22 protein-coding genes and 1 tRNA gene are annotated in these 20,684 nt (G+C 38.4%); 12 read left to right on the top strand and 11 right to left on the bottom strand.

Features of this window, described 5'->3' with window-relative positions; genetic code table 11:
* Position 1: 1 nt before the first annotated feature.
* Entirely contained in the window at positions 2 to 1,330 is a 1,329-nt protein-coding gene (locus J3U73_RS00720) for a PTS sugar transporter subunit IIC (RefSeq protein WP_267409324.1), read from the top strand.
* Between the two features lie 53 nt (positions 1,331 to 1,383).
* Positions 1,384 to 1,456: transfer RNA gene (locus tag J3U73_RS00725), tRNA-Arg, on the top strand.
* 338 nt (positions 1,457 to 1,794) lie between these two features.
* On the opposite strand, the gene J3U73_RS00730 is transcribed toward J3U73_RS00725, so the two are convergent.
* The 6 genes from J3U73_RS00730 to J3U73_RS00755 form a co-directional block, all read right to left on the bottom strand.
* A complete protein-coding gene (locus tag J3U73_RS00730) occupies positions 1,795 to 2,031 on the bottom strand; it encodes a DUF2188 domain-containing protein (RefSeq protein WP_220269331.1) in 237 nt (78 codons plus the stop codon).
* 193 nt (positions 2,032 to 2,224) lie between these two features.
* The gene (locus tag J3U73_RS00735) at positions 2,225 to 2,713 is read right to left on the bottom strand and encodes a PTS sugar transporter subunit IIA (protein WP_220269332.1); all 489 of its coding nucleotides are present in this window, start codon (positions 2,711 to 2,713) and stop codon (positions 2,225 to 2,227) included.
* 15 nt (positions 2,714 to 2,728) lie between these two features.
* Complete coding sequence (locus J3U73_RS00740) at positions 2,729 to 3,922, bottom strand: MalY/PatB family protein (RefSeq protein ID WP_267392914.1); 1,194 nt, start codon at positions 3,920 to 3,922, stop codon at positions 2,729 to 2,731.
* A gap of 11 nt (positions 3,923 to 3,933) precedes the next feature.
* The gene (locus tag J3U73_RS00745) at positions 3,934 to 5,502 is read right to left on the bottom strand and encodes a PTS transporter subunit EIIC (protein WP_267409325.1); all 1,569 of its coding nucleotides are present in this window, start codon (positions 5,500 to 5,502) and stop codon (positions 3,934 to 3,936) included.
* 104 nt (positions 5,503 to 5,606) lie between these two features.
* Positions 5,607 to 6,455, bottom strand: coding sequence for a PRD domain-containing protein (locus J3U73_RS00750; protein ID WP_220269335.1), 849 nt, complete (start codon positions 6,453 to 6,455; stop codon positions 5,607 to 5,609).
* Positions 6,456 to 6,623: 168 nt separating this feature from the next.
* Positions 6,624 to 6,812, bottom strand: coding sequence for a hypothetical protein (locus J3U73_RS00755; RefSeq protein WP_220220927.1), 189 nt, complete (start codon positions 6,810 to 6,812; stop codon positions 6,624 to 6,626).
* Between the two features lie 95 nt (positions 6,813 to 6,907).
* Between J3U73_RS00755 and wecB the strand changes: the two genes are divergently transcribed.
* Positions 6,908 to 8,050 carry a non-hydrolyzing UDP-N-acetylglucosamine 2-epimerase gene (gene wecB, locus J3U73_RS00760; protein ID WP_267409326.1) on the top strand — a complete coding sequence of 381 codons (1,143 nt, stop codon included), beginning with the start codon at positions 6,908 to 6,910 and terminating at the stop codon, positions 8,048 to 8,050.
* A gap of 104 nt (positions 8,051 to 8,154) precedes the next feature.
* Here the strand turns inward: wecB and J3U73_RS00765 are convergent, their stop codons facing one another.
* Together J3U73_RS00765 and J3U73_RS00770 are read right to left on the bottom strand one after the other, a co-directional pair.
* Positions 8,155 to 8,688, bottom strand: a complete 534-nt coding sequence (locus tag J3U73_RS00765) for a GtrA family protein (RefSeq protein WP_220269338.1) — start codon at positions 8,686 to 8,688, stop codon at positions 8,155 to 8,157.
* Entirely contained in the window at positions 8,681 to 9,127 is a 447-nt protein-coding gene (locus tag J3U73_RS00770; RefSeq protein ID WP_103752059.1) for a flavodoxin, read from the bottom strand. The genes J3U73_RS00765 and J3U73_RS00770 overlap by 8 nt, the downstream gene beginning before the upstream one ends.
* A 140-nt stretch (positions 9,128 to 9,267) precedes the next feature.
* Here J3U73_RS00770 and map point away from each other — a divergent pair, with 140 nt between their 5' ends.
* The 6 genes from map to J3U73_RS00800 all read left to right on the top strand — a co-directional run bounded on the left by map (position 9,268) and on the right by J3U73_RS00800 (position 15,655).
* Positions 9,268 to 10,095, top strand: coding sequence for a type I methionyl aminopeptidase (gene map, locus J3U73_RS00775; RefSeq protein WP_220220929.1), 828 nt, complete (start codon positions 9,268 to 9,270; stop codon positions 10,093 to 10,095).
* A 5-nt stretch (positions 10,096 to 10,100) separates the two neighbouring features.
* The gene (locus J3U73_RS00780) at positions 10,101 to 11,024 is read left to right on the top strand and encodes a YihY/virulence factor BrkB family protein (protein ID WP_220269339.1); all 924 of its coding nucleotides are present in this window, start codon (positions 10,101 to 10,103) and stop codon (positions 11,022 to 11,024) included.
* Positions 11,025 to 11,085: 61 nt separating this feature from the next.
* Positions 11,086 to 11,982 (top strand): UTP--glucose-1-phosphate uridylyltransferase GalU, encoded by an 897-nt coding sequence (gene galU, locus J3U73_RS00785; RefSeq protein WP_267409327.1) that lies wholly within the window; start codon positions 11,086 to 11,088, stop codon positions 11,980 to 11,982.
* A 140-nt stretch (positions 11,983 to 12,122) separates the two neighbouring features.
* Positions 12,123 to 13,274, top strand: coding sequence for a thiolase family protein (locus J3U73_RS00790; RefSeq protein ID WP_267409328.1), 1,152 nt, complete (start codon positions 12,123 to 12,125; stop codon positions 13,272 to 13,274).
* 1 nt (position 13,275) lies between these two features.
* Complete coding sequence (locus J3U73_RS00795; protein WP_267409329.1) at positions 13,276 to 14,508, top strand: hydroxymethylglutaryl-CoA reductase, degradative; 1,233 nt, start codon at positions 13,276 to 13,278, stop codon at positions 14,506 to 14,508.
* Positions 14,492 to 15,655 (top strand): hydroxymethylglutaryl-CoA synthase, encoded by a 1,164-nt coding sequence (locus J3U73_RS00800; RefSeq protein ID WP_267409330.1) that lies wholly within the window; start codon positions 14,492 to 14,494, stop codon positions 15,653 to 15,655. Before J3U73_RS00795 ends, J3U73_RS00800 begins: the two co-directional genes overlap by 17 nt.
* Positions 15,656 to 15,747: 92 nt before the next feature.
* Here the strand turns inward: J3U73_RS00800 and J3U73_RS00805 are convergent, their stop codons facing one another.
* Positions 15,748 to 16,032, bottom strand: a complete 285-nt coding sequence (locus J3U73_RS00805) for a hypothetical protein (protein WP_103752066.1) — start codon at positions 16,030 to 16,032, stop codon at positions 15,748 to 15,750.
* Positions 16,033 to 16,083: 51 nt separating this feature from the next.
* Here J3U73_RS00805 and J3U73_RS00810 point away from each other — a divergent pair, with 51 nt between their 5' ends.
* On the top strand, positions 16,084 to 17,061 hold the full coding sequence (locus J3U73_RS00810; protein WP_416381463.1) for an alpha/beta hydrolase: 978 nt from the start codon (positions 16,084 to 16,086) through the stop codon (positions 17,059 to 17,061).
* A gap of 306 nt (positions 17,062 to 17,367) precedes the next feature.
* Here the strand turns inward: J3U73_RS00810 and rlmD are convergent, their stop codons facing one another.
* Positions 17,368 to 18,744: a 23S rRNA (uracil(1939)-C(5))-methyltransferase RlmD gene (rlmD, locus tag J3U73_RS00815; protein ID WP_267409331.1), complete on the bottom strand. Its 1,377-nt coding sequence runs from the start codon at positions 18,742 to 18,744 to the stop codon at positions 17,368 to 17,370.
* Between the two features lie 126 nt (positions 18,745 to 18,870).
* Between rlmD and recX the strand changes: the two genes are divergently transcribed.
* Entirely contained in the window at positions 18,871 to 19,686 is an 816-nt protein-coding gene (recX, locus tag J3U73_RS00820) for a recombination regulator RecX (RefSeq protein WP_267409332.1), read from the top strand.
* An 8-nt stretch (positions 19,687 to 19,694) separates the two neighbouring features.
* Positions 19,695 to 20,171 carry a hypothetical protein gene (locus tag J3U73_RS00825; RefSeq protein ID WP_267409334.1) on the top strand — a complete coding sequence of 159 codons (477 nt, stop codon included), beginning with the start codon at positions 19,695 to 19,697 and terminating at the stop codon, positions 20,169 to 20,171.
* Positions 20,172 to 20,174: 3 nt separating this feature from the next.
* Here J3U73_RS00825 and J3U73_RS00830 read toward each other — a convergent pair whose 3' ends face one another.
* Positions 20,175 to 20,636 carry a hypothetical protein gene (locus J3U73_RS00830; RefSeq protein ID WP_103752071.1) on the bottom strand — a complete coding sequence of 154 codons (462 nt, stop codon included), beginning with the start codon at positions 20,634 to 20,636 and terminating at the stop codon, positions 20,175 to 20,177.
* Positions 20,637 to 20,684: the final 48 nt, after the last annotated feature.

Genomic DNA, 20,684 nt, shown 5'->3' on the forward strand with positions numbered 1-20,684 from the left:
AATGAGTCGATTAGTTGCTTGGTTAGAGGACTATCTTTTGCCTTTGGCAAATAAATTGGGTCAGACTACCTGGCTGGTTGCCTTGCGCGACGCCTTTGTTTCGGTAATGCCAATCACTATTGCCGGTTCAATTGCGGTTCTAGTTAAAAGCTTAATCGAAGCTGCCAAAATCAACTTGGGATGGAAAACATTTGCTTGGATAATGCAGCCATTAATGCTGGTTAGTGATGTGGTTTGGCGTGGGACTTTTGCTTTATTTGCCTTATTTTTGTCAATGTCATTAGGCTATCATTTAGCCAAAAGCATGGAAGTAGATCCAATTGCGGGTGCGATTGTTTCGCTATCATCGTTAGCGATGAGTATTGCGAACCTAACTAAATATCACATAGGTGGAAAAATGGTTTTACTCCATCATTCCTTTGATATTTCTCAGTTCTCGACGACCGGAATTTTTACCGCCATTTTGTTTGGAACAATCGGTGTTTCAATTTTTGCACTTTGCGTAAAAGCTCGTTTTAAACTTAATCTAACGACAACCTTGCCTTATGCAGAACAGATGGCACTGGATTCACTAATTCCAGCAATCATTGCTATTTTTTGTGTGGGAATGATTAATTTCGCTTTTCAAACTATTACCGGGACCTTTTTTGGCAATTGGCTGCTGCATTCCATTCAAACGCCGCTAGTAAAACTAGGCCAGGGCTTTGGCATGGTACTTTTGGTAACTTTATTAGTGCAGGTTTTTGCCTTTTTCGGCATTAATGGCTTAGGAGTGTGGGCGCCGCTACTTGATTCTATTTGGCTGACAGCCCAAAATGTTAACGTAACGGCGGTGCGTAACGGTAAACCAGCTTCTTTCATTTGGGTTCGTGGTTCCTTTGATTCTTTTGCTTGGTTTGGTGGCGCTGGCGGTACCTTAATGTTAATTGTGGCAATTTTGCTTTTTTCAAAAAGAAGTGATTACCGCACTATTGCTAAAGTGGCCCTTGCTCCGGGTGTTTTTAACATTAATGAGCCGATTGTCTTGGGCTTACCAGTTGTTTTGAACCCGGTTTATTTCATCCCGTTTGTTTTAGCACCGGTTGTCAACGTTGCATTTTCATATTGGGTAACTTTAATGGGATTAGTAAATCCAGTTCAAGCGGCTGTGCCTGGAATTGTGCCACCGGTTATTGGACCATTTTTGGCCTGTAATTATGATTGGCGTGCCATCGTTTTGTGCATTGTTAACATGCTTATTGCCCTGGCAATTTGGACGCCTTTTGTTTTTGCGGCTGATAAAATTGCCGACACTAACAATCCAGAACCATATTTTATACGGCAATATTAATTACTAAAAAAATTGGCTTTTATCAATTAAATTTGGTAAAGTTAATTTACTACGACCCTGTAGTTCATCTGGATAGAACAATGGTCTCCTAAACCGTAGAGGTGAGTTCGAATCTCACCGGGGTCATTAAAAATAGCTAACAGCTGGATATATTTGTTGATGCATTTTCAATATTGGATCAATTTCATTCTTAATCTACCAAGCTTTATAATTTTAGCTGAATATTATTTAGTTATTATATAAATTGTTGTAAATAATTTTTAATTAACAAAAAGTCTGATTTCCTTTTGGAAGATCAGACCACATTACGAAAAATTTATTTGCTTTTTTGAATTAACATCTAAAGTTAACGTGAAATGTATAAATAGAGTACTAATTATAGTTCTAATCCATTAATATAAATGGATTTTAGCTGTGATAATTATTATCAATAGATAGAATTGCTTGTAAGATTAGTTGGTTATTTAGCCTTTTTTATAAGGATCATCATGGCCATAAGAATTCTTTAAGTTAATTTTACCGTCCCGTTTTTGGCTAATTAACTCGGTTTTTTCTTTTTTTGCACGGTTTTTGGCAAACTCTAATGCATCATCTTTACGATCAAATATTTTTAAAGGCTTCTCTTCACCTGCAATCTTAACAGCCCATTGATCGCCGTGAGTTGTAACCCAAACATTTTTTGTAACTTCTTCTTTACTCATTTTATTCACCTCTTTTCATGCTTTCTACCGAAATTATACAACAGAAATATTTTTAAGAGTTAAATGATGCACATTGAAAATATGTTTACTTTTTCATTCCGCTGCTAAAATTACTAAATACGAAAATTTTTTAATAAGACAATGAATACCGCAAAAGTATATCTTCTGCGGTATTTTTTGACGAAAATAAGATTTAAGCTAATGTGATTTCACCAATTTTTTCTCCGTGTTGAACATCAGTTGGGGAATTGATTGATAATTTTTTAATTTTTGTCATATTGGTAAAAATGACCATAATATCAGGTGATTTCCCAGCAGCCATTATTTGCTTAAGATCCATTGCTCCAAGTAAATCCCCGGCTTTTATTGCTTGGTCTTTTTTGACCAGTATGTTGAAGGGCTTACCATTTAATTCAACTGTGTCGATGCCAAGGTGTAACAGTACTTCTAATCCTGAATCTGTCGTTAATGAAATTGCATGTTTAGTTGAAAAAATGTTCGTGATTGTGGCATTAAGCGGACAGTATAAATCATTTTCAACCGGTTCAACCGCATAACCATCTCCCATGACTTTTTGTGCGAACATCTTATCTGGAACCGAATTTAAAGAAAGGAATTTCCCTGTAGCTGGGGCAAATAGCTCCACTGGTTTAGTAAAAATTTTCTTGAATAAGTTAACCATGTTGTCTCCTTAAAATTAATTTTGATATTCTTGCCAAACTTCAGCCATTCGCTCCATTGCCTGTTTAATGAGCGCATGCGAAGTTCCCAAGTTTAATCTGATGAAGTTATCGGCATTTGCGACATAATCATCACCAATTCCAACAATTACACCAGCTTTTTCCGCCATGATTTTGGCGATCGTGTGCATATCAATTTTACTTTCAGAAATATCAACCCAGGGAAGATATGATGAGTCCATTTCCATCATTTGCCAACCCTTAAAATTTTTCTTGATTGCCTCTTTGGTAATTGCCAAATTTTCTTTAATGTAATTTGTGCATTGGTCAAGCCAAGCATCACCTTTTTCATAAGCTGTCGTCATAGCAATTTGGCCGGGGACATTGGGCGAGGTTACTGAATTACGAGCATATTGCTGCCGCAACTTTTGGCGAATTTCTGGATTAGGGATAATTGAATAAGATAGCTTTAACCCACCCAAATTAAAAGCTTTATTTGGAGAAGTAAACATTACTAAATTATCAAGATATTGCCGATCAAGTTGTAGGGAGCTGACAAATTCGCCCTGCATAATCTGTTCGGAGTGAACCTCGTCTGATACAAGCAAAACATGATATTTTTGACATAGTTGGGCCATCTGGGTTAATTCTTCTTTGTTCCAGACTCGACCTGAAGGATTATGAGGATTACAGAAAAAGGTCAATTTGGGATGCTGGGTTTTCATTGCTTCTTCAATTTTGGTCCAGTTAAGTTGATAGCGGTTGTGTTCCTTAATTAATGGAATACTAATTACTTTGCGTTGATTATGTTCAGCGGCATAGGCAAAGGGGCCATATACGGGAGTATTTAATAAAACCGCATCATTAGGCTTCAGCAAGGCTTGAATAATAACATGCATATTGGGAACGGTTCCGTATCCTAAGGTAATCCAGTCGTGTTCAACGCGATTATGGTGCCGTCTTAATTGCCAATTAATTACGCTTTGGTACCATCTTTCTGTCGGATAAGTATAACCATATGCACCATTTTCTGCCATTCTAACTAAAGCTTGTCGAATTTCTGGCGCAGCTTTAAAGTCCATATCCGCAATCCAAAGCGGAATAAAGTCCGCACGAGCATGGGCAAATTTTTTGTGAACAATATTTTTATCCCATTTACGGGCGTTATCGATTGTTCTATCTGCTAGTGTGTCAAAATCATATTGTGTCACTTTTATAACCTCTATTCTACTGTCTTTGTATTCATTAGTTTTTCAACGCCGTCTTTGACGCTCTGAACTTGGGCACCGTAAACAACTTGAACCGACTTTTCCGCTTTCATTATTGCTAAAGCACCAGATTGCTTAAGTTTATCTTCGTCAATTTTTTGTGGATCTTTAACTTCAAGTCGAAGACGAGTTACACAATTATCAAGAGAAACGATATTTTGTTGACCGCCTAGCGCTTCCAGAATTACAGTTGGGTCATAAATTCCATTATTTTTGGTCATTACTACATCACCAGCATCCTCACGACCGGGAGTTTTGACGTTATATTTTAAAATGTACCACCGGAAAAGGAAGAAATAGATGGCGAACCAAATGAGTCCAATTGGAATTAAAACCCACCATTTAGAGTTAGGCTGAAGCCAGCCAAATAATATCCAGTCTAAGACGCCGCCATCAGTATTGCCCATGCAAGCACCGGCAAGCATCATGACTGATAATGATAATCCTTGCAAAATAGTGTGGAATACATATAGCATTGGTGCAATAAACAAAAAGAGGTATTCGGTAGGTTCTGAAATGCCTGAGACAAATGCAATTAACGTTGCAGATAATAGAAGTCCTTTAATTCGAGTTCGGTTTTGTGGTTTAGCAGTTACATAAATTGCTAAACAGATTGCTGGCAAGCCAAACATGAATGTTGGCATAAAGCCTTGTGATAAAAATGCGGTTGCTTTACGTGAAATAGGAACACCTGCGTTTAGCTGAGCATAAAAAATGTTTAAAGCCCCGGTAACCACTTTTCCTTTTACAACCGCCGTTCCACCGGCGTCAGTAAAGCGAATCATTGCAAGCAGGATATGGTGCAATCCCATTAGTTTTAAAATTGATAGTGCAATTCCATAGAGGAAGGGACCAAAAATACCAGCATTTTGAATTAAATGTCCTAAGGCCACGATGCCACTTTGGAAAGTAGGCCAAATAAACGGTATTACCAAGCCAACAAATGACTCAACAATTACGGAAATAATCGGAACAAATCTGATACCACCAAAAAACGAGAAAGCATCAGGAAGTTTAATTTCCTGGTAACGTACTAGTAAATAATAGGTAATAAGTCCTACTAAAATTCCACCTAGAACTCCCATTTCCAAGCTTTGGATCCCTAAGACATTTGCCTGTCCGGCAGCTTGCATTTTATTTAAAGGAGCTAATTTACCTTGTTGCTTAAGCATAAAGTTAATTCCCATGTTTAGGGAAATGTAACCAGCTAAGGCAGCAATTGCACCGACGCCCTTGTTTCTTTTAGCTAAGCCAAAGGGAAGGGCCATTGCGAACATCACTGGTAAATAAGTAAAGCCAAAGCTGCCTACCGTATTGATGAAGTCAAAGATAATATTAACAAAATGGTTTTGTAGAAAAGAGAAACGTGCCATCATCGGTGGAGCAGTGAAGGCGCTACCGATTCCTACGAGGATTCCCATTGCCGACAATGTAGCAATGGGAAACATAAATGATTTTCCTAAGTCTTGTAAAAAGGCATACAGTCTTGTTTTAAAGCTTTCCTTTTTTTGTGAATTTTCCATAACTTTCCTTCTAACTTTTTAACAAAAAAATACCCAACAACTGAACGCAAAAAACGTTTCGGTTATTGGGTATTGCCTATTTAAAGTAACAAGCCCTTATTTAATTAAGAAGTAATATGAATAATGTGAATCAGCAAATATAATTGGTCGGAATCAGAAAACTGATATTTCAACTGGTCTTTCAGATATGCAACTACTTGTTTTAAACAACTTGCGGCACGTCGGTTGTTATGACTAAGTGAAATTAGGAGTTCTGAATCGCCTGGCTTGGCCTTTTCTGGTTTAGCCGAATTGGTCCGTAAAATCAAATAATGTAAATGGTTCATTAACCGACTGACAGCTAAACTATTTTCAGAAAATTTGCACCCAAATTTTGCCTCAATAATATTATTCACTCCGTTTGAGATTTCCATAATAGTGGAAAAATTTTTGACTGAGCTATCTGATTTTTGAATTTTGTATTCTACTAAATGAATGGCTATAAAGCCAGCTTCATCATCAGATAAGGGGACGTGAGATACTTGCTCGATTAGATTTACTGCTTGTTTACCAACGTGATATTCTTGTGAAAAAAAGCGTTTAATATCGAACAACATTGGGTTAGATAAAGCTAATCCCATATTGTATCGCTTTACTGCGAAGAAGATGTGATCTGTTAACGGAATTAAAAGATGCTCATCAAAATTAGCATCAATTTCATCCTTAGCAAGTTGAATTATCTTTTCAGTTAATTCAAAGTATTCACGCGGGACCTCTTCAGAAAGTTTCTTGAATGAGGCAAGCCACTTATCATCTTCTGCAATTGCAGAAAAAACTTTATCAGTTGTTTTTAGATTGTAATTTTGTCCTGCATGAACTTTAAAGCCGATTCCACGACCCCAGATTATTTTTTCTTGCCTTCTTCCATCTTCCACGAGTATTACGTTATTATTCAATACTTGTGAAATTAGCAAAGCAATCTCCTCATACTGTGTAAATGTAATTGGTTAACCAACAATCTTAAATATTCGTAAACGTTTACAAAGATGATATTAATAATAAAATTTTTGTTTGTCAAATTTATTTTGAAGTATCAAAATTGATGGTAGTAGATTACAATTTCAACTTCACTAATAAAATATTTAGGCAAGTGGTGAACGAAAAAGGCGGTACATGATAACTGCAATCAAACAAAAGACAACTATTGCTGCAATAAATAACTGAAGACGACTTTTACGTGTTTTACGTACGTCAAAACTGAAAACTAAGCAAAAGGCAGCAACTACAATTAATGGTGCAGTTCCAAATAGTAAAACCGAATTAACTCCCATTTTTTCACCAACTTTTATTTTTATGATAATTAAACCACATCGGCTTGAGTTTTTCTTGTCAAATTAATATGATTAATATAGAAAAGGAGGATCTTATGACCAAAATTAAAGTAATGCTGGTTTTTGGCACAAGGCCAGAAGCAATCAAAATGGCGCCTTTAGTACTTAAATTAAAAGCAGATAATCGCTTTGATGAAATAACGGTTGTAACTGCTCAACACCGAGAAATGCTTGATCAGGTTCTGAACATTTTTAAAATAACACCTGATTATGATTTTAATATTATGAAAAAAAATCAAACCCTTGAAGGAGTTACAGCAAAAGTTTTGCTTGACCTTACCAATGTGATTAAAAAGGAAGATCCTGATATTGTATTGGTTCACGGTGATACAACCACTAGTTTTGCTGCAAGTTTAGCTAGTTTTTATCAACAGCGGCCAATTGGCCACGTTGAAGCGGGGCTAAGAACATGGAATAAGTATTCACCGTTTCCTGAGGAAATGAACCGGCAAATGACAGACGATCTAGCCGATTTATATTTTGCGCCGACTAATCTCAGTAAAGAAAACTTACTAAAGGAAAATCACAAGGCAGATAATATCTTTATAACTGGGAATACGGCAATTGATGCTTTGCATGAGACGGTTCGGGCCGATTATCATCACGAGGTCCTTGATTTAATCGAGCCAAAGCACAAAATAATTTTAGTAACAATGCATCGACGTGAAAACCAGGGCGAACCAATGCGGCGCGTCTTTAAAGTAATGCGTGATGTGGTTGACAGTCACAATGACGTCGAGATAATTTATCCGGTTCATATGTCGCCTAAAGTTCAGTCGGTAGCAAAGGAAATACTGGGCAATGATCCCCACATTCATTTAATCCCACCGCTTGATGTTGTTGATTTTCATAACTTAGCTAAGCGGAGCTATTTCATTATGACTGATTCGGGCGGAGTTCAAGAAGAAGCTCCTGCTTTGAATAAACCGGTTCTGGTTTTACGTGATACAACGGAGCGTCCAGAAGGGGTTAAAGCGGGTACCTTAAAACTAGTGGGCACGCAAGTTGATGCTGTCCGTTCTGCTATGCTTGAATTACTTGAAAATAAAACTGCTTATAATCAGATGGCCAATGCCAAGAATCCTTATGGTGATGGTCATGCCTCCGAGCGCATTATGGAAGATATTGCTTATTACTTTTCTGATCATAAAAATAAGCGTCCAAGGGATTTTACCTAAATGAGGGAAATTATTTAAAATAAAAAACTGCTGAGTCACTTCACAATGACGCTCAGCAGTTTTTTATTGCCTATTTTGAACCTAATTAATGGGTCTCAAAACTTTTAATTGTCCTTTTTATTTTGATGAGTCTGTATTCTTTTTTTGGCCCGTTCAATCATAGTTGTTTCCTGTGCTTGAAAAACAGAGCGCGTCGTCAAGTAGTTGAAAATTCCAACTAAAATTTGGTCAATAATTTTAACTAAGAGCGCGTTGAGTTTTAACCAAGATAGACCAACCAGCATGATTAAACTGTCCGGAATTAGACTAATAATCCGGTAGGTAAAGAATACGAGTAATTTTTGCCAAGTTGAATGCTCCAAATCAACGTTATTAGTAAAGACCGCTTTTTGATTAAAAACAAAAGATGCCAGATTTGAAATTACAAAAGCAATCGTATTGGAAATTAAAACTGGGCTATGCAAGTATTTATGTAATACCATGAAGGCTACAGTATTAATTAGCGCAGCAATAAAGCCAAAAAACATATAAACGAATAAGTTTCGGTGCCTTTTGACTAAATTTTGTCCTAAACGATGAATTGTTGGATCAGCTGTGGAATTAAACTTGGATGTATTATCGTTTTTTTCTTTAATCATTTAATTGATCAGCCATTTCCTTTGCGGCGTTGTCAATTGCAGAAATTGCCTCATCATCAGGTGCATTTTCGATAGTTACCGGTTTGGTAACTTCTGTTGCTCCAACTTGTTTAAACATTTTTTCAAAATCAAAAACATTTTCACAGAAATGGTCGGCATATACCATGTCTCCACTACCCATGACGGCGAAGTACTTACCGCTTAAATCTAGTTCCTTTAGTTGCTCATAAAAATCGGCAACATCATCGGTCATTTTACCCTCGCCATATGTGTAGGTGACAAAGATGCACAATTCACTTGCTAAATAATCACTAGCATCTGTGAATTCTGCTTCACTGGTTTCGACATCAAAGCCCAGATCTTGTAAGTCTTCTTCCAAGATATCTGCCATATCGGCATCGTTACCAGTCATACTAGCATAGACAATTCTAGCCTTCATCCTTCTCCATACCTTTCTTATTTTTTTGCTTATCACAATATTATACATAATTTCACCGTCTTGATGAAATTCTTTAGTAAAGTTTTAAAAAACGCTATAATGTTAGTAAATATCATTTTACTAAGAGGAGAAGTTTAATTTTGATTACAATTAAATCCGTTCGTGAACTTAAAGGTATGCAGGCTTCAGGCCGTCTACTGGCGTCAATGTTTGAGGGCCTTCGGGATGTGATTAAGCCAGGAATTACAACTTGGAAAATCGAGGAGTTCTGCCAAGAATTTGTCAAAAAACGGGGCGGACGATTGTCAGAGCAAGGCTTTGAGGGCTACAAGTACGGCACGTGCATCTCAGTTAACGATCAAATTGCGCATGCAACCCCGCGTAAAGATACCATCCTAAACGAAGGTGACTTAGTAAAAGTTGATGTCACCTGCAATCTTAATGGCTTCGAAACTGATTCTTGTACTACATATGCCGTAGGCAAGATTTCGGATGCGGATCGTGACCTTATGGAAACAACCAAAAAAGCTATGTATCTTGGAATTGACCAAGCGGTCGTAGGCAACCGAATTGGTGATATTGGTGCGGTGATTCAACATTACGTTGAAGATGAACATCATTACGGTGATGTTAAGGAGCTAGTTGGTCACGGCATTCAGCCAAGCATCCATGAAGATCCTGAAGTACCACATTGGGGTAAAGCTGGACACGGATTGCGGTTACGTGAAGGCATGACTATTACCGTTGAACCAATGGTTGAAGCGGGAGGCGATTGGCGCATTGAACAAAAAACGGTTGCTGATCCAAATGACGATTGGGTATTTTATGCAACCCCAGATGGTTCAAAGTCAGCGCAATTTGAGCACACCTTTGCAATCACTAAAGATGGCCCCAAAATTTTGACTTTACAAAAACCTTATGACGGTTACGAAAAGTATTTACCACACTTTGATGAAATGGATGACTAAATTGAATGGGTAGAAAAATCGGCGCAGCCAAACAACGTATCTCTTTGTTTTATAAGACAGTTTCAGCTAAATTTACGAAAGGTGAAGTCTTGACTAGCGCAATTGCAATTGCTTATTATGTGCTGTTTTCAATTTTTCCGTTAATCATTATTATTGGAAACATTTTGCCTCTTTTTCGGATTAATACAGCACCTATTGCTAGTTACCTTAAGTTGATTTTTCCTGATCGAATTGCGGGATTCATTATGCCAATTATTGATTCTTTGTTAAAAAGCAATTCTACAGGGTACATTTCGTTTGGTATTTTGCTTGCCCTTTGGTCGGTATCTTCTCTTGTTAATGCGATTCGGATAGGAATGAACCGAATCTATGGCGTACGTGACATTGAATTACGTCAGAAATGGCAGGTAACTGTTTGGACGCGTTCCATTACCATTATGTTGACTAACCTGATGATTTTGGTTTTTGCCTTACTTAGTTTAACTTTGATTTTTGGTCAGCAAGTACTTGAATTCTTACGACCGATTTTTTCTTTTTCAGTAGGCGAGATTGAAAAGGTCTTTAACTACCGTTACCCGGTGATTGGGATCATCTTGATCAGTGCTTTATACTATTTAAATTATTTTTTACCAAACATAAAACTAAAGAAACGGGTTATCTGGCCAGGAGTTTTTACGACTCTAATTGGTTGGCTAATTTTATCTTGGCTGTTTAGTTATTATTTACATAACTTCCACATTAGCTGGGAAAATTACGGAATAATCGGGACCTTTATTATTTTCATGTTATGGCTTAATATTTCTTCCATCCTCTTTTTGCTTGGAACTTGTGTCAATGCTGCAATTGTGACGATAAACTATGGTCAAGTGCAGTATTCGGTAGGACATTTAGCTGAATATGTGCAAAGAAAGCGCCACCGGAAAGACTAGATTCTTCCAGTTTAATTTGCTATATTAGGTTTTAGGAATTTTAAAAGAAAGTGTATAAGGTATGAAAGTAAGGAAAGCGATTATTCCTGCTGCAGGACTTGGTACGCGGTTTATGCCAGTTACCAAGGCGATGCCAAAGGAAATGTTGCCAATCGTAGATAAGCCGACAATTCAGTTTATCGTTGAAGAAGCAAAAAAGTCCGGGATTGAAGATATTTTAATTGTGACCGGAAAGAACAAGCGCTCCATTGAAGATCATTTTGATTCCAATCCTGAGCTTGAGCAAAACTTGCAGGAAAAGGGTAAAACCGGTCTGTTAAAGATGTCGCAGGCGATCACCCATCTTGGAATTAATATTTATTACACTAGACAGCCATATCCAGCTGGTCTGGGCGATGCAATTGCCCGGGGGCGCAGCTTTGTTGGGGACGAGCCTTTTGTTGTAATGTTGGGCGATGACCTAATGATGGACAAAGAGCCGCTTACTAAACAATTGATTAATCGCTACAATGAAACTCACGCCTCGACCATTGCGGTAATGCCTGTTCCGCATGAGGAAGTTTCGAAATATGGCGTTATTGAACCTGATAATGAAATTTTGCCTGGACTAATTAACGTTAAGTCATTTGTTGAAAAGCCTGCAATTGATCAAGCACCAAGTGACTATGCGATTATTGGCAGGTATTTATTAACTCCTGAAATCTTTACAATACTTGCGGAACAAAAGCCTGATAAGGGCGGTGAAATTCAATTAACCGATGCCATTGATACCATGAATAAGACACAACGCGTCTTTGCCCATGTTTTTAAGGGTGTACGGCATGATGTCGGGAATAAAGAAAATTATCTGGAGACTTCAATTGAATATGGTTTGCAACACCCTGAGACTAAAGACCAGTTGCGGCAATACATTATTGACTTAGGGAAAAAGTTACAGGCACAAAGTAAGAAAAAATAATTAAATAACAAAATTTTGGAAACCACTGCAAAGTGGTTTCTTTTTTAGGTAAAATTTTTCTAAATCTAATTCAATTTACTACTTTTAACTAGCAAATTTAGGTATTATGCAATTTGAATATTTTGCTAGGAGAATAACTAATGAAAGATATTTATGTTGTTGCTGCTAAAAGAACGCCGTTTGGTCGTTATCGTGGCTTATGGAATGATCAAGATGCAACCAGTTTAGGTGAACTCGCTCTAATTGAAACCCTTAAAAGCATTAATTTGGATCCCCAAAAGCTTGATGCTTTATTCATGGGTAATGTTTTAGGGGCTGGCTTAGGGCAAAATATGGCGCGCCAAGTCGCTTTGGACGCTGGCATGAAAGAAACAAGCAGCAGTGTTACTGTTAATGAGGTTTGCGGTTCGAGCTTAAAAGCTGTGCGCTTAGCCCAGGGCCAAATGGTCATGAGTGATTTTGATTTAGTCGCAGTTGGTGGAGCCGAAAGTATGACGAATGCTGTTTATTTTGCGCAAGATAAATCTGGGCAGGATATGAAAAGCGAGATGCTTACTAACGGATTAACCGATGCCTTTTCTGGGATGCCAATGGGGTTAACAGCGGAAAATATTGCGGAAAAATGCCACATTTCAAGAACAGAAATGGATGAATTTAGTTTGCGGTCTCACCAAAAAGCGGTTGCTGCAAGAAAGACCGGCTATTTTGATCGTGAGCTAATTAAGGCGGATTCTAACAGTGTGCGGATTGTTTATGATGAAAATATTCGCCCAGATACTAATATGGCGGCTTTGAGTAAGTTAAAGCCAGTATTTAAAGAAAATGGTTTAGTTACTGCCGGCAATGCATCCCCGTTAAGCGATGGAGCCAGCATGATAATTTTGGCAACGGCTGCCAAGGTGGAAGAATTGGGCTTGAAACCATTGGCTCGTCTTGGTGCCTTTGCTGAATCAGGCAATGACCCAGCATACATGGGCTTTGCACCTTATTTTGCCGTGCAGAAGCTGCTTAAGGAAACGACCAGTCAGATCGAAGATTTCGATATTATTGAGTTAAATGAAGCATTTGCTGGTCAATGTGTTGCGCTCGAAAAAGCCCTGGCAATTCCAGCGGATAAGTTGAATATTGCTGGGGGAGCAATTGCATTAGGCCATCCACTAGCTGCAACGGGAACCCGAATTCTAGGAACAGCGATTAACGCTTTGGAACATTTGAAGGGTAAAAGAGCTTTGGTAACCTTGTGCATTGGTGGAGGTCAAGCAATTGCTTGCGAATTAACTAGAGATTTTTAAAATGACGAAGTTTTATGAATTATCCCCTGAAAAAAGACGCGCGCTTTTATCTCAGAAAGGCATCGAATTAAATGAGATTGAGCCAACTGTATTACACGAACTCGATCAATTGAGTGAGAATGTTATCGGACAATTACGTCTACCGGTGGGTGTCGTCCAAAATTTGCTCGTAAATAACAAAAGCTATTTAGTTCCCATGGTAACTGAGGAGCCTTCGGTTGTTGCTGCAGCCAATCACGGGGCAAATCTTTTTGCTCAAAATCATGGAGTCAAAGCACACAGTCAGCGTGATGGCATCTATGGCCAGATAGTTTTGCAAAAGACCTCGGGTTTTGTGCAAGCTAATTTACAAAGAGAGTTGCCTAATTTAATTGCTAAGGCAAATACTAAATTTCACAGTTTGGTTGCTCATGGCGGTGGAGTCCGCCAAATTGATGTGCAAAAAATTACCGGACAACTGGTTTTTTTAAAAGTATTAGTTGATCCTGCGGAGTCAATGGGTGCAAACCGCGTTAATTCAATTTTAGAATTTATGGCGAGCGAATTGAGCAGCTTTCCCGGGATAAGCTGTAAGCTTTTTGCAATACTATCTAATTATCCGAGTCAATTTACTGAAGCTAAAGCCGAATTGGATGTAGCTTCAGTTGGTGGCGTTGCTACGGCCAAACGCATAGCATTATTAAGTCAAATTGGCGAAGTTGATCCTTATCGGGCCGTGACTAATAACAAGGGCATTATGAATGGTGTCGACGGAGTATTACTAGCAACAGGTAATGATGTTCGCGCAATTGAAGCTGCCTGCGGTGTCTGGGCTAATAACAAAGGCCATTACCACAGTCTCAGTAAATGGACAGTCGAAAATGACAAATTGCTTGGGAAAATTGCGTTACCCTTAGCAATCGGAACAATTGGTGGCTCCATCAGCGCCCGCAAGGACGTTCAACAAAACTTTCGGCTTTTGGGTAAGCATATTTCAAGTACGGAATTGGCGAATGTGATTGCTGCAATCGGCTTGGCCAATAATCTGGCCGCTCTTTTAGCAATTGCGACTAAGGGAATTCAAGCAGGTCATATGAAATTACAAGCCAGAAACATCGTTGCTAATTTGGAGGCAACTGCAGAAGAAAAAGAGCAGGTAAAGGAAAGAATGTCTGCTGCAAATAAGTATTCTGTAAGTGATGCTGAATGGTTTTTGGCTAAGATAAGAGAGGAAAATAATGCAAGTAGGAATTGACAGAATTGGTTTTTATACGCCGAATAAATACGTTGATATGGTTGATTTAGCACATGCACGCGGTGAAGATCCCAATAAATTTTTAATTGGAATTGGACAAAGTAAAATGAGCGTTGCGGACCAGACGCAAGATGCCGTTTCAATGGGGATTAATGCTACTCTGCAGTATCTTGATCAAATTGAACGCAACAATGTTGGGTTATTAATTATTGGAACTGAAAGTGGTGTTGATCAATCAAAGTCAGCGTCATTATTTGTGAAAAGTGCGCTTAAGCTTAACCCAGATGTTCGCACTTTTGAAGTTAAAGAAGCGTGTTTTGGTATGACCGCTGGAATTATGATTGCACGTGATTATGTTCGACTTCATCCGCATCATAGTGCGCTTGTTATTGGTAGTGATATTGCGCGCTATGGTGTCAAAACCGGCGGTGAGGTCACTCAAGGAGCTGGCAGCGTCAGTATGCTAATCAAGGCCGAACCGCAAATATTGACATTAGAAGATGGTCATAGTGCATACAGTGCAGATATCAATGACTTCTGGCGTCCCAATGATTCGGCCGTGGCCCTCGTTAATGGCAAGTATTCAAAAGAAGTTTACTTGGACTTTTTCCAGCGTACTTTTAAATCCTATCAAGAAAAAACAGGAATAAAGACAAGCGCATTCTCGGCCCTAATTTATCATTTACCATTTGTTAAGATGGGTTATAAGGCCAATCAACTTGCAATCGCGGGACAGGACGCAAGTACGACCAAGCACTTAGAAGAAAACTTTACGGCTTCAGCTAAATACAGTCGTGAAGTTGGTAACGTATATACGGCCTCGCTTTATTTAAGTCTGTTAAGTTTGCTTGAAAATGGTTCGCTTGAACCTGAGGCATTAGTAGGACTATTTTCGTATGGGTCAGGTGCGATGGGCGAATTTTATGCTGGTCGCGTTGTGGCTGGCTATCAAAATGTCTTAGACGCAAATGCTACCCAACAAATGCTTAAGCGGCGGCAAAAGCTTACCATTGCCGATTATGAACAAATTTTTAATGAGGCATTGGTTTTGCCGCAAGATAATATTGAACTTAATAGTGACGAAGAGCCCGGTTACTGGTATTTTGCCGGGACAAAAGATCACGTCCGGCAATACAAGCAAAAATAACGTGGTGCTCGGATTTAAACGCTAAAAATTAATGTAATAAACAACAGCAGTTGTCAAATAAAAACCGCCTTGCTACAAAAGCAAAGCGGTTTTTATGTTAGTTTAACTAAATTGTTTTCGGGAACAATTTGAATGCCGTAAACATTGATTTTTTCTTGCTGGTCAATGATATATAACGGAATATTGCGACCGTGAAGATTTTTAACCAGTTTGGTCATTTTGGCTTTGGTCATCGGCTTTTGACCAGGGTAAAGTAAGCATGCACTGCTTGAAATTTTAAGTTTTGCCAAGGGTTTGATTTGCTGATGAACTGTTAAAAAGATGTTGATTTGATCATTCAAATCATTGGTGAGTTGCAATAAATCTATTAATCTCATTATAGTCATTCCTATACAACTTAAAAGTGTTATACTATTGATATTAATTTTTTGAAAAAGGTGGCTTTATCGTTGAAACAATTAAAGCACAAAAAGCTTTTGCTTGCACTAATCGTTATCATTTTGCTAATTTGCATCGGATTTGTTAGTGCAGGATTTTATTTCTTTAAAGTGGCTTGTGTGCCTGGTCCAAAGAGCTTCTTAAGTTCTTCAAGTAGAAAACTGACTAAGTCAGATCCACTTTATCATGAAAAGAAATGGTTTAGAGATTCTACGAAACAAAAGTGGCATATTAAATCAGCAGATGGGCAGTACCAGTTAACGGCAAATTACCTTCCATGTCATAATTCTAACAAAACAGTAGTTGTTTTACCGGGTTACATGGATACAAAAGAAGATATGGGTGAATATGATGCACTATTTCACAAAATGGGGTATAACACGTTAACGCCTGATCCACGTTCTCAGGGACAGAGCCAGGGAAAATATATCGGTTATGGCTGGCCTGAAAAGAATGATGTGAAAAAATGGATTGAATTTCTTTTACAGAAGAAAGGCCAACAACAGCAAATTGTTGTTTACGGTCTAAGTATGGGTGCTGCTACAGCGATGATGGTTAGCGGACTGGAGCTTCCGCACCAGGTAAAGGCTTTTGTCGAGGACTGTGGTTATACCAGCGTAAAGGATGAAATTGAGCACGAGGCAAAGGCTTTGTATAATATGCCAGCTTTTCCACGTTTTCCTTTAGTTGAAATCCTAAGCGGTATTAATAAAATGAAGGTTGGCTATTTTATGAAAGATGGTTCAAGCATCGCCCAGCTCCACAAAAATCACCGGCCAATGCTATTTATTCACGGTGATCGAGATAAATTTGTTCCAACAGAAATGGTGTACCAAAATTATCGTGCGACAAGAGGTCCGAAGAAGTTATGGATAGCAGCAGATTCTGCTCATGCCAAGTCTTTTGCCAATCATCCCAAAGCATATCGTAAACATATTGAGAACTTTTTAACAAAGTACGTTAAATAACAGGCAAAAGCTTTGCAAGCGTTTGCACAAACTGCTATGATGTAATTGTGGTTAGGGGTAATGACGTAAACAAGGTTTTATCTCCATAATTTGTATATTGTCAAAGTAAAGTAAAAAATATGTAATGATATAATTTAAATTTTCTATAGTTTGGAAAATTAGTGATTTTCAAAGATAAATGTTGGCTGCTCAGACCGCTATTAATATCAGTCATTATTTACCATTGTATCTACAACACAGTAATATGCCTCATCCACTAACAAAAATAGTTGTCGCAGTGCGACAACTATTTTTTATTCGCTGATTTTAGCGCAAGGTTAATTTAACGACACATTCACAACGCGGTGTTTGTGGCAGCATATCAACATTTTCGATTAACCGCACGTTATAAGCTTCACTAAGTAAAACTAAATCCTGGGCTAAAGTTGAAGGGTTACAAGAAATATACACAAAAGTTTTAGGTTTAACCTTGAGTAAAGTCTTAATTAACCGTTTAGCCAGACCAGTTCTTGGCGGGTCGACGATTAAAGCATCAATTGGAACGCCATTTTGCTCTAATTCAGGTAGTACCTTTTCGACACTTCCCTGAATATAATTAGCATTTTTTAAATGGTTTAATTCAACGTTATGATTGGCATCAGCAACCGCCTCGCCAATAGTTTCGATTCCGATAACTTGCTTAACTTGGTCTGCCGCTAATATTCCTAGCGTGCCAACGCCACTATAGGCATCAATTAAAGTGTCTTCAGGAGTTAAGTCTAAAAACTTGAGGGCTTTTGAATAAAGGGTGGCAGTTTGAACCGGATTTAGCTGAAAGAAGGCGCGCGGCGAAAGAGCAAATTGTTTACCTAATATTTCATCAATAATTTGGTTTTTACCGGCAAGTTTTTCTGTCTTATTACCCCAGACTTGCGGATTGCGCCAATCAGTCTCATTTTGGTAAACACTCACGACATTTGGTAATTTCATAATTTCACTGCTTAGTTCAAGCAAGTTTTTAATTTTATGACCAACAGTAATTAGTATTACTTGAATTTCTTTAGTGGCTTGAGCTTGGCGCACAACTATTGTTTTTAACCCATCAGTGTGGCGGTAAGGGTCTGCAATGGTAACATGCAAGCGCTCAGCCAATTCCTTAATTTGCCGTTCTGTTTTTTGCGTTGCCACGCTTTGAGTAGGCATAACTGGTAAGTCGTATAACTGGTGCGAATTTGGCGCAAATAAACCCAATTTGGTTTTGCCGTGGTCGCGTTCAATTTGATATTGGGCCTTATTCCGGTAGTGCCAAGCATCAGGCGCTGGTATAGTCTTCTTAACTTTATACTTGCTAAAACCGCGGGGATGATATTTTTTAAGTGCTTCTAGCACGTTGTCACGTTTAAATTCGAGTTGCTTGTCGTAAGATAGGTGAGCCAATTCAAGTCCGCCGATTGCAGGATCAACCCCTTTAGGGTATGCTACCCGGTCAGGACTTTTTTCCTTAATTCGGACAAGCTCCGCTTCAATGTAGTGCGGGTATTCCTTGTTAATTTTGGCTACTACTACTTCTTCAGGTAAAGCACCAGGAATAAAAATAATTTTCTTACGGTAATAGCCAATTCCTTCACCGTTTATTCCTAAGCGTTTAATAGTGATGATAACGTCTTTTTCTTTAGTTTCTTTTTGGTTAAATTTTCGGTACATTCTTTTTCTTTCTACAATTAAAACGTTAAAATGATAACAATTTATTGTACTACCTAAGAAAAGTTTTTAGCAAGAATGAAAGAAATTTGCTAGCATGGACATAGACTAATAGAAAGGTGAACCAACATGCCAATAATTACTAAGGTTAGCAGCCAAAAACGTCCTGGACGCTATAACATTTTTTTGGATGGTAAATATGCATTTTCAGCCGGTGAGCAAACCGTTGCGGAATATGTGCTCTTAAAGGGGCAGGAACTAACTCCGGAAAAAATAGCAGAAGTTAAGCAATATGATGCAGATGCCAAGGCTACTAATTTAGCTTCACGGTATTTAAATTACGAGCCGCGAACGGTCTTTGAGGTTTTGCAATATTTACAGCAACATCAAGTTGATGATGAACCTGCACAAAATGCAGTGGCTCAACTGACCGAAATGGGCTTCTTAGATGATCAAAAATATGTCGAATTAACCATCAGGCAAAATCTGCGCATAGGAACCGATGGCCCGCTGAGTTTAACGCAAAAACTGTTGAAAAAGGGAGTGGATCCCGAACTGATTCAGGTAGGGTTAGACGAAATTGCCGATGAAGAGTGGCAAGATGCTGGAATGCGAGTCCTAAAGTCAATGAAAAGCAAGGTGGGGAAGCTGGCTCAGCGCGAACTTGAGCGCAAAATGCGTACGAAACTTATAAGTCATGGCTTTTCCAGTGCATTGGCCGGGGAAATTATTGCCAGTCTTGATCTTGAACAAAATGATGAGGAACAATTAGAAGCGTTAAGAAAGCAAGGCGTGAAAGCTTACAAGCGCTTTCGTCGTTTACCAGAAAGTGAGCGTCAAGCAAAGATGCGTAATTATCTGTTTACGCATGGCTTTTCTAGTAGTGAAATTGATGCCTTTTTGGCGGGAGAGATTATTCCGCTTGATGAATTAGCTGAATATTAGGAGTACTTATGCAAAAATTACAAGAAGAAATTACCTTTGTTGGCCGTCCTTTTTCTGATCAAATGATTGATGAGCAAAAGACATATAATAACTGCAACATCGAGCTTGAACAAGATCAGCAGTTTCAACAATTTTTAACGGATAATGAACTAACCAATCGTAGTAGCATGGTAGTTTTTGGACCAGAAAATTTCATGTACTGGTATGGCGTGCTCACATCAGAAGTAACTGAGCTGCCACAAGGATTAATGAAATTTACGCTCCCTAAGGCTCAGGTAGCGGTTGAAGAACAGAAGCAGCAAAATCAATCCTTCTTTGCCCAGCCGTTAAACATGGTGATTCCGCAGTTTCTTCAAACTGTGCGCGAACAAGGAATTCAAACATATGAAAACCCTGGGGACAGTTTGACACCTTATTTTGTGGAGAACCTCGATTTAGAAACAAAAAAACTGACCCAGATGCTCTATCTGGAAGTCAGTCAGTAGATATTAATGCTGTTTAGGGTCGATTGACAGATTATCATATTCAACATAAGCGCCCAAGCAGGTTGATAATAGCATAATTAAAAAAACAATGCCCACGGATTTACCAACAATTTGGTCTAAGGTAAGAAAAGCACGCACGACGAAAGTGGCGGCAAAACAAAGAATAAAATCTAAGATAACGTTTGCCATTTGCAAAAGAGGGCGCCTTCTAATACTGAAGAAACGTAAAAGCTGCTTTAAAATACCATCATCAACTTCAACAGCTAATAGGTCAACTGGACGCTGGATTGTGGCTTTAATTGCAAACATAATTAAGGCGCCAACGAAAGCACCAATAGATGTTCTAAATAAGTCAGCTGAGTGCAGGACTAAAGCATTATAGCCAATTCCAATTATCGTGAGGCTGCACAAGTAGGGGATTAAAAGTAAAAAGGTAAAAACAAGTAAGACATGACTTTTTTTCATTAAATAAACCTCATTTCTTACGTGCTATTCTAACATATCATGTGAGTA

The sequence above is a fragment of the Lactobacillus sp. B4005 genome (genome assembly GCF_026536045.1).
In the GTDB taxonomy this organism is placed as follows: domain Bacteria; phylum Bacillota; class Bacilli; order Lactobacillales; family Lactobacillaceae; genus Lactobacillus; species Lactobacillus panisapium.

Excerpts from the sequence above, each read along its gene's own strand:
- J3U73_RS00800 (WP_267409330.1), top strand. The coding sequence starts at position 14,492 with ATGCAAGTAGGAATTGACAGAATTGGTTTTTATACGCCGAATAAATAC.
- J3U73_RS00755 (WP_220220927.1), bottom strand. The coding sequence starts at position 6,812 with ATGGGAGTTAATTCGGTTTTACTATTTGGAACTGCACCATTAATTGTA.
- J3U73_RS00825 (WP_267409334.1), top strand. The coding sequence starts at position 19,695 with ATGCAAAAATTACAAGAAGAAATTACCTTTGTTGGCCGTCCTTTTTCT.
- recX (WP_267409332.1), top strand. The coding sequence starts at position 18,871 with ATGCCAATAATTACTAAGGTTAGCAGCCAAAAACGTCCTGGACGCTAT.
- galU (WP_267409327.1), top strand. The coding sequence starts at position 11,086 with ATGAAAGTAAGGAAAGCGATTATTCCTGCTGCAGGACTTGGTACGCGG.
- J3U73_RS00805 (WP_103752066.1), bottom strand. The coding sequence starts at position 16,032 with ATGAGATTAATAGATTTATTGCAACTCACCAATGATTTGAATGATCAA.
- rlmD (WP_267409331.1), bottom strand. The coding sequence starts at position 18,744 with ATGTACCGAAAATTTAACCAAAAAGAAACTAAAGAAAAAGACGTTATC.
- J3U73_RS00780 (WP_220269339.1), top strand. The coding sequence starts at position 10,101 with ATGGGTAGAAAAATCGGCGCAGCCAAACAACGTATCTCTTTGTTTTAT.
- J3U73_RS00735 (WP_220269332.1), bottom strand. The coding sequence starts at position 2,713 with ATGGTTAACTTATTCAAGAAAATTTTTACTAAACCAGTGGAGCTATTT.
- J3U73_RS00745 (WP_267409325.1), bottom strand. The coding sequence starts at position 5,502 with ATGGAAAATTCACAAAAAAAGGAAAGCTTTAAAACAAGACTGTATGCC.
- J3U73_RS00765 (WP_220269338.1), bottom strand. The coding sequence starts at position 8,688 with ATGATTAAAGAAAAAAACGATAATACATCCAAGTTTAATTCCACAGCT.
- wecB (WP_267409326.1), top strand. The coding sequence starts at position 6,908 with ATGACCAAAATTAAAGTAATGCTGGTTTTTGGCACAAGGCCAGAAGCA.
- J3U73_RS00730 (WP_220269331.1), bottom strand. The coding sequence starts at position 2,031 with ATGAGTAAAGAAGAAGTTACAAAAAATGTTTGGGTTACAACTCACGGC.
- J3U73_RS00790 (WP_267409328.1), top strand. The coding sequence starts at position 12,123 with ATGAAAGATATTTATGTTGTTGCTGCTAAAAGAACGCCGTTTGGTCGT.
- J3U73_RS00795 (WP_267409329.1), top strand. The coding sequence starts at position 13,276 with ATGACGAAGTTTTATGAATTATCCCCTGAAAAAAGACGCGCGCTTTTA.
- J3U73_RS00720 (WP_267409324.1), top strand. The coding sequence starts at position 2 with ATGAGTCGATTAGTTGCTTGGTTAGAGGACTATCTTTTGCCTTTGGCA.
- J3U73_RS00830 (WP_103752071.1), bottom strand. The coding sequence starts at position 20,636 with ATGAAAAAAAGTCATGTCTTACTTGTTTTTACCTTTTTACTTTTAATC.
- J3U73_RS00770 (WP_103752059.1), bottom strand. The coding sequence starts at position 9,127 with ATGAAGGCTAGAATTGTCTATGCTAGTATGACTGGTAACGATGCCGAT.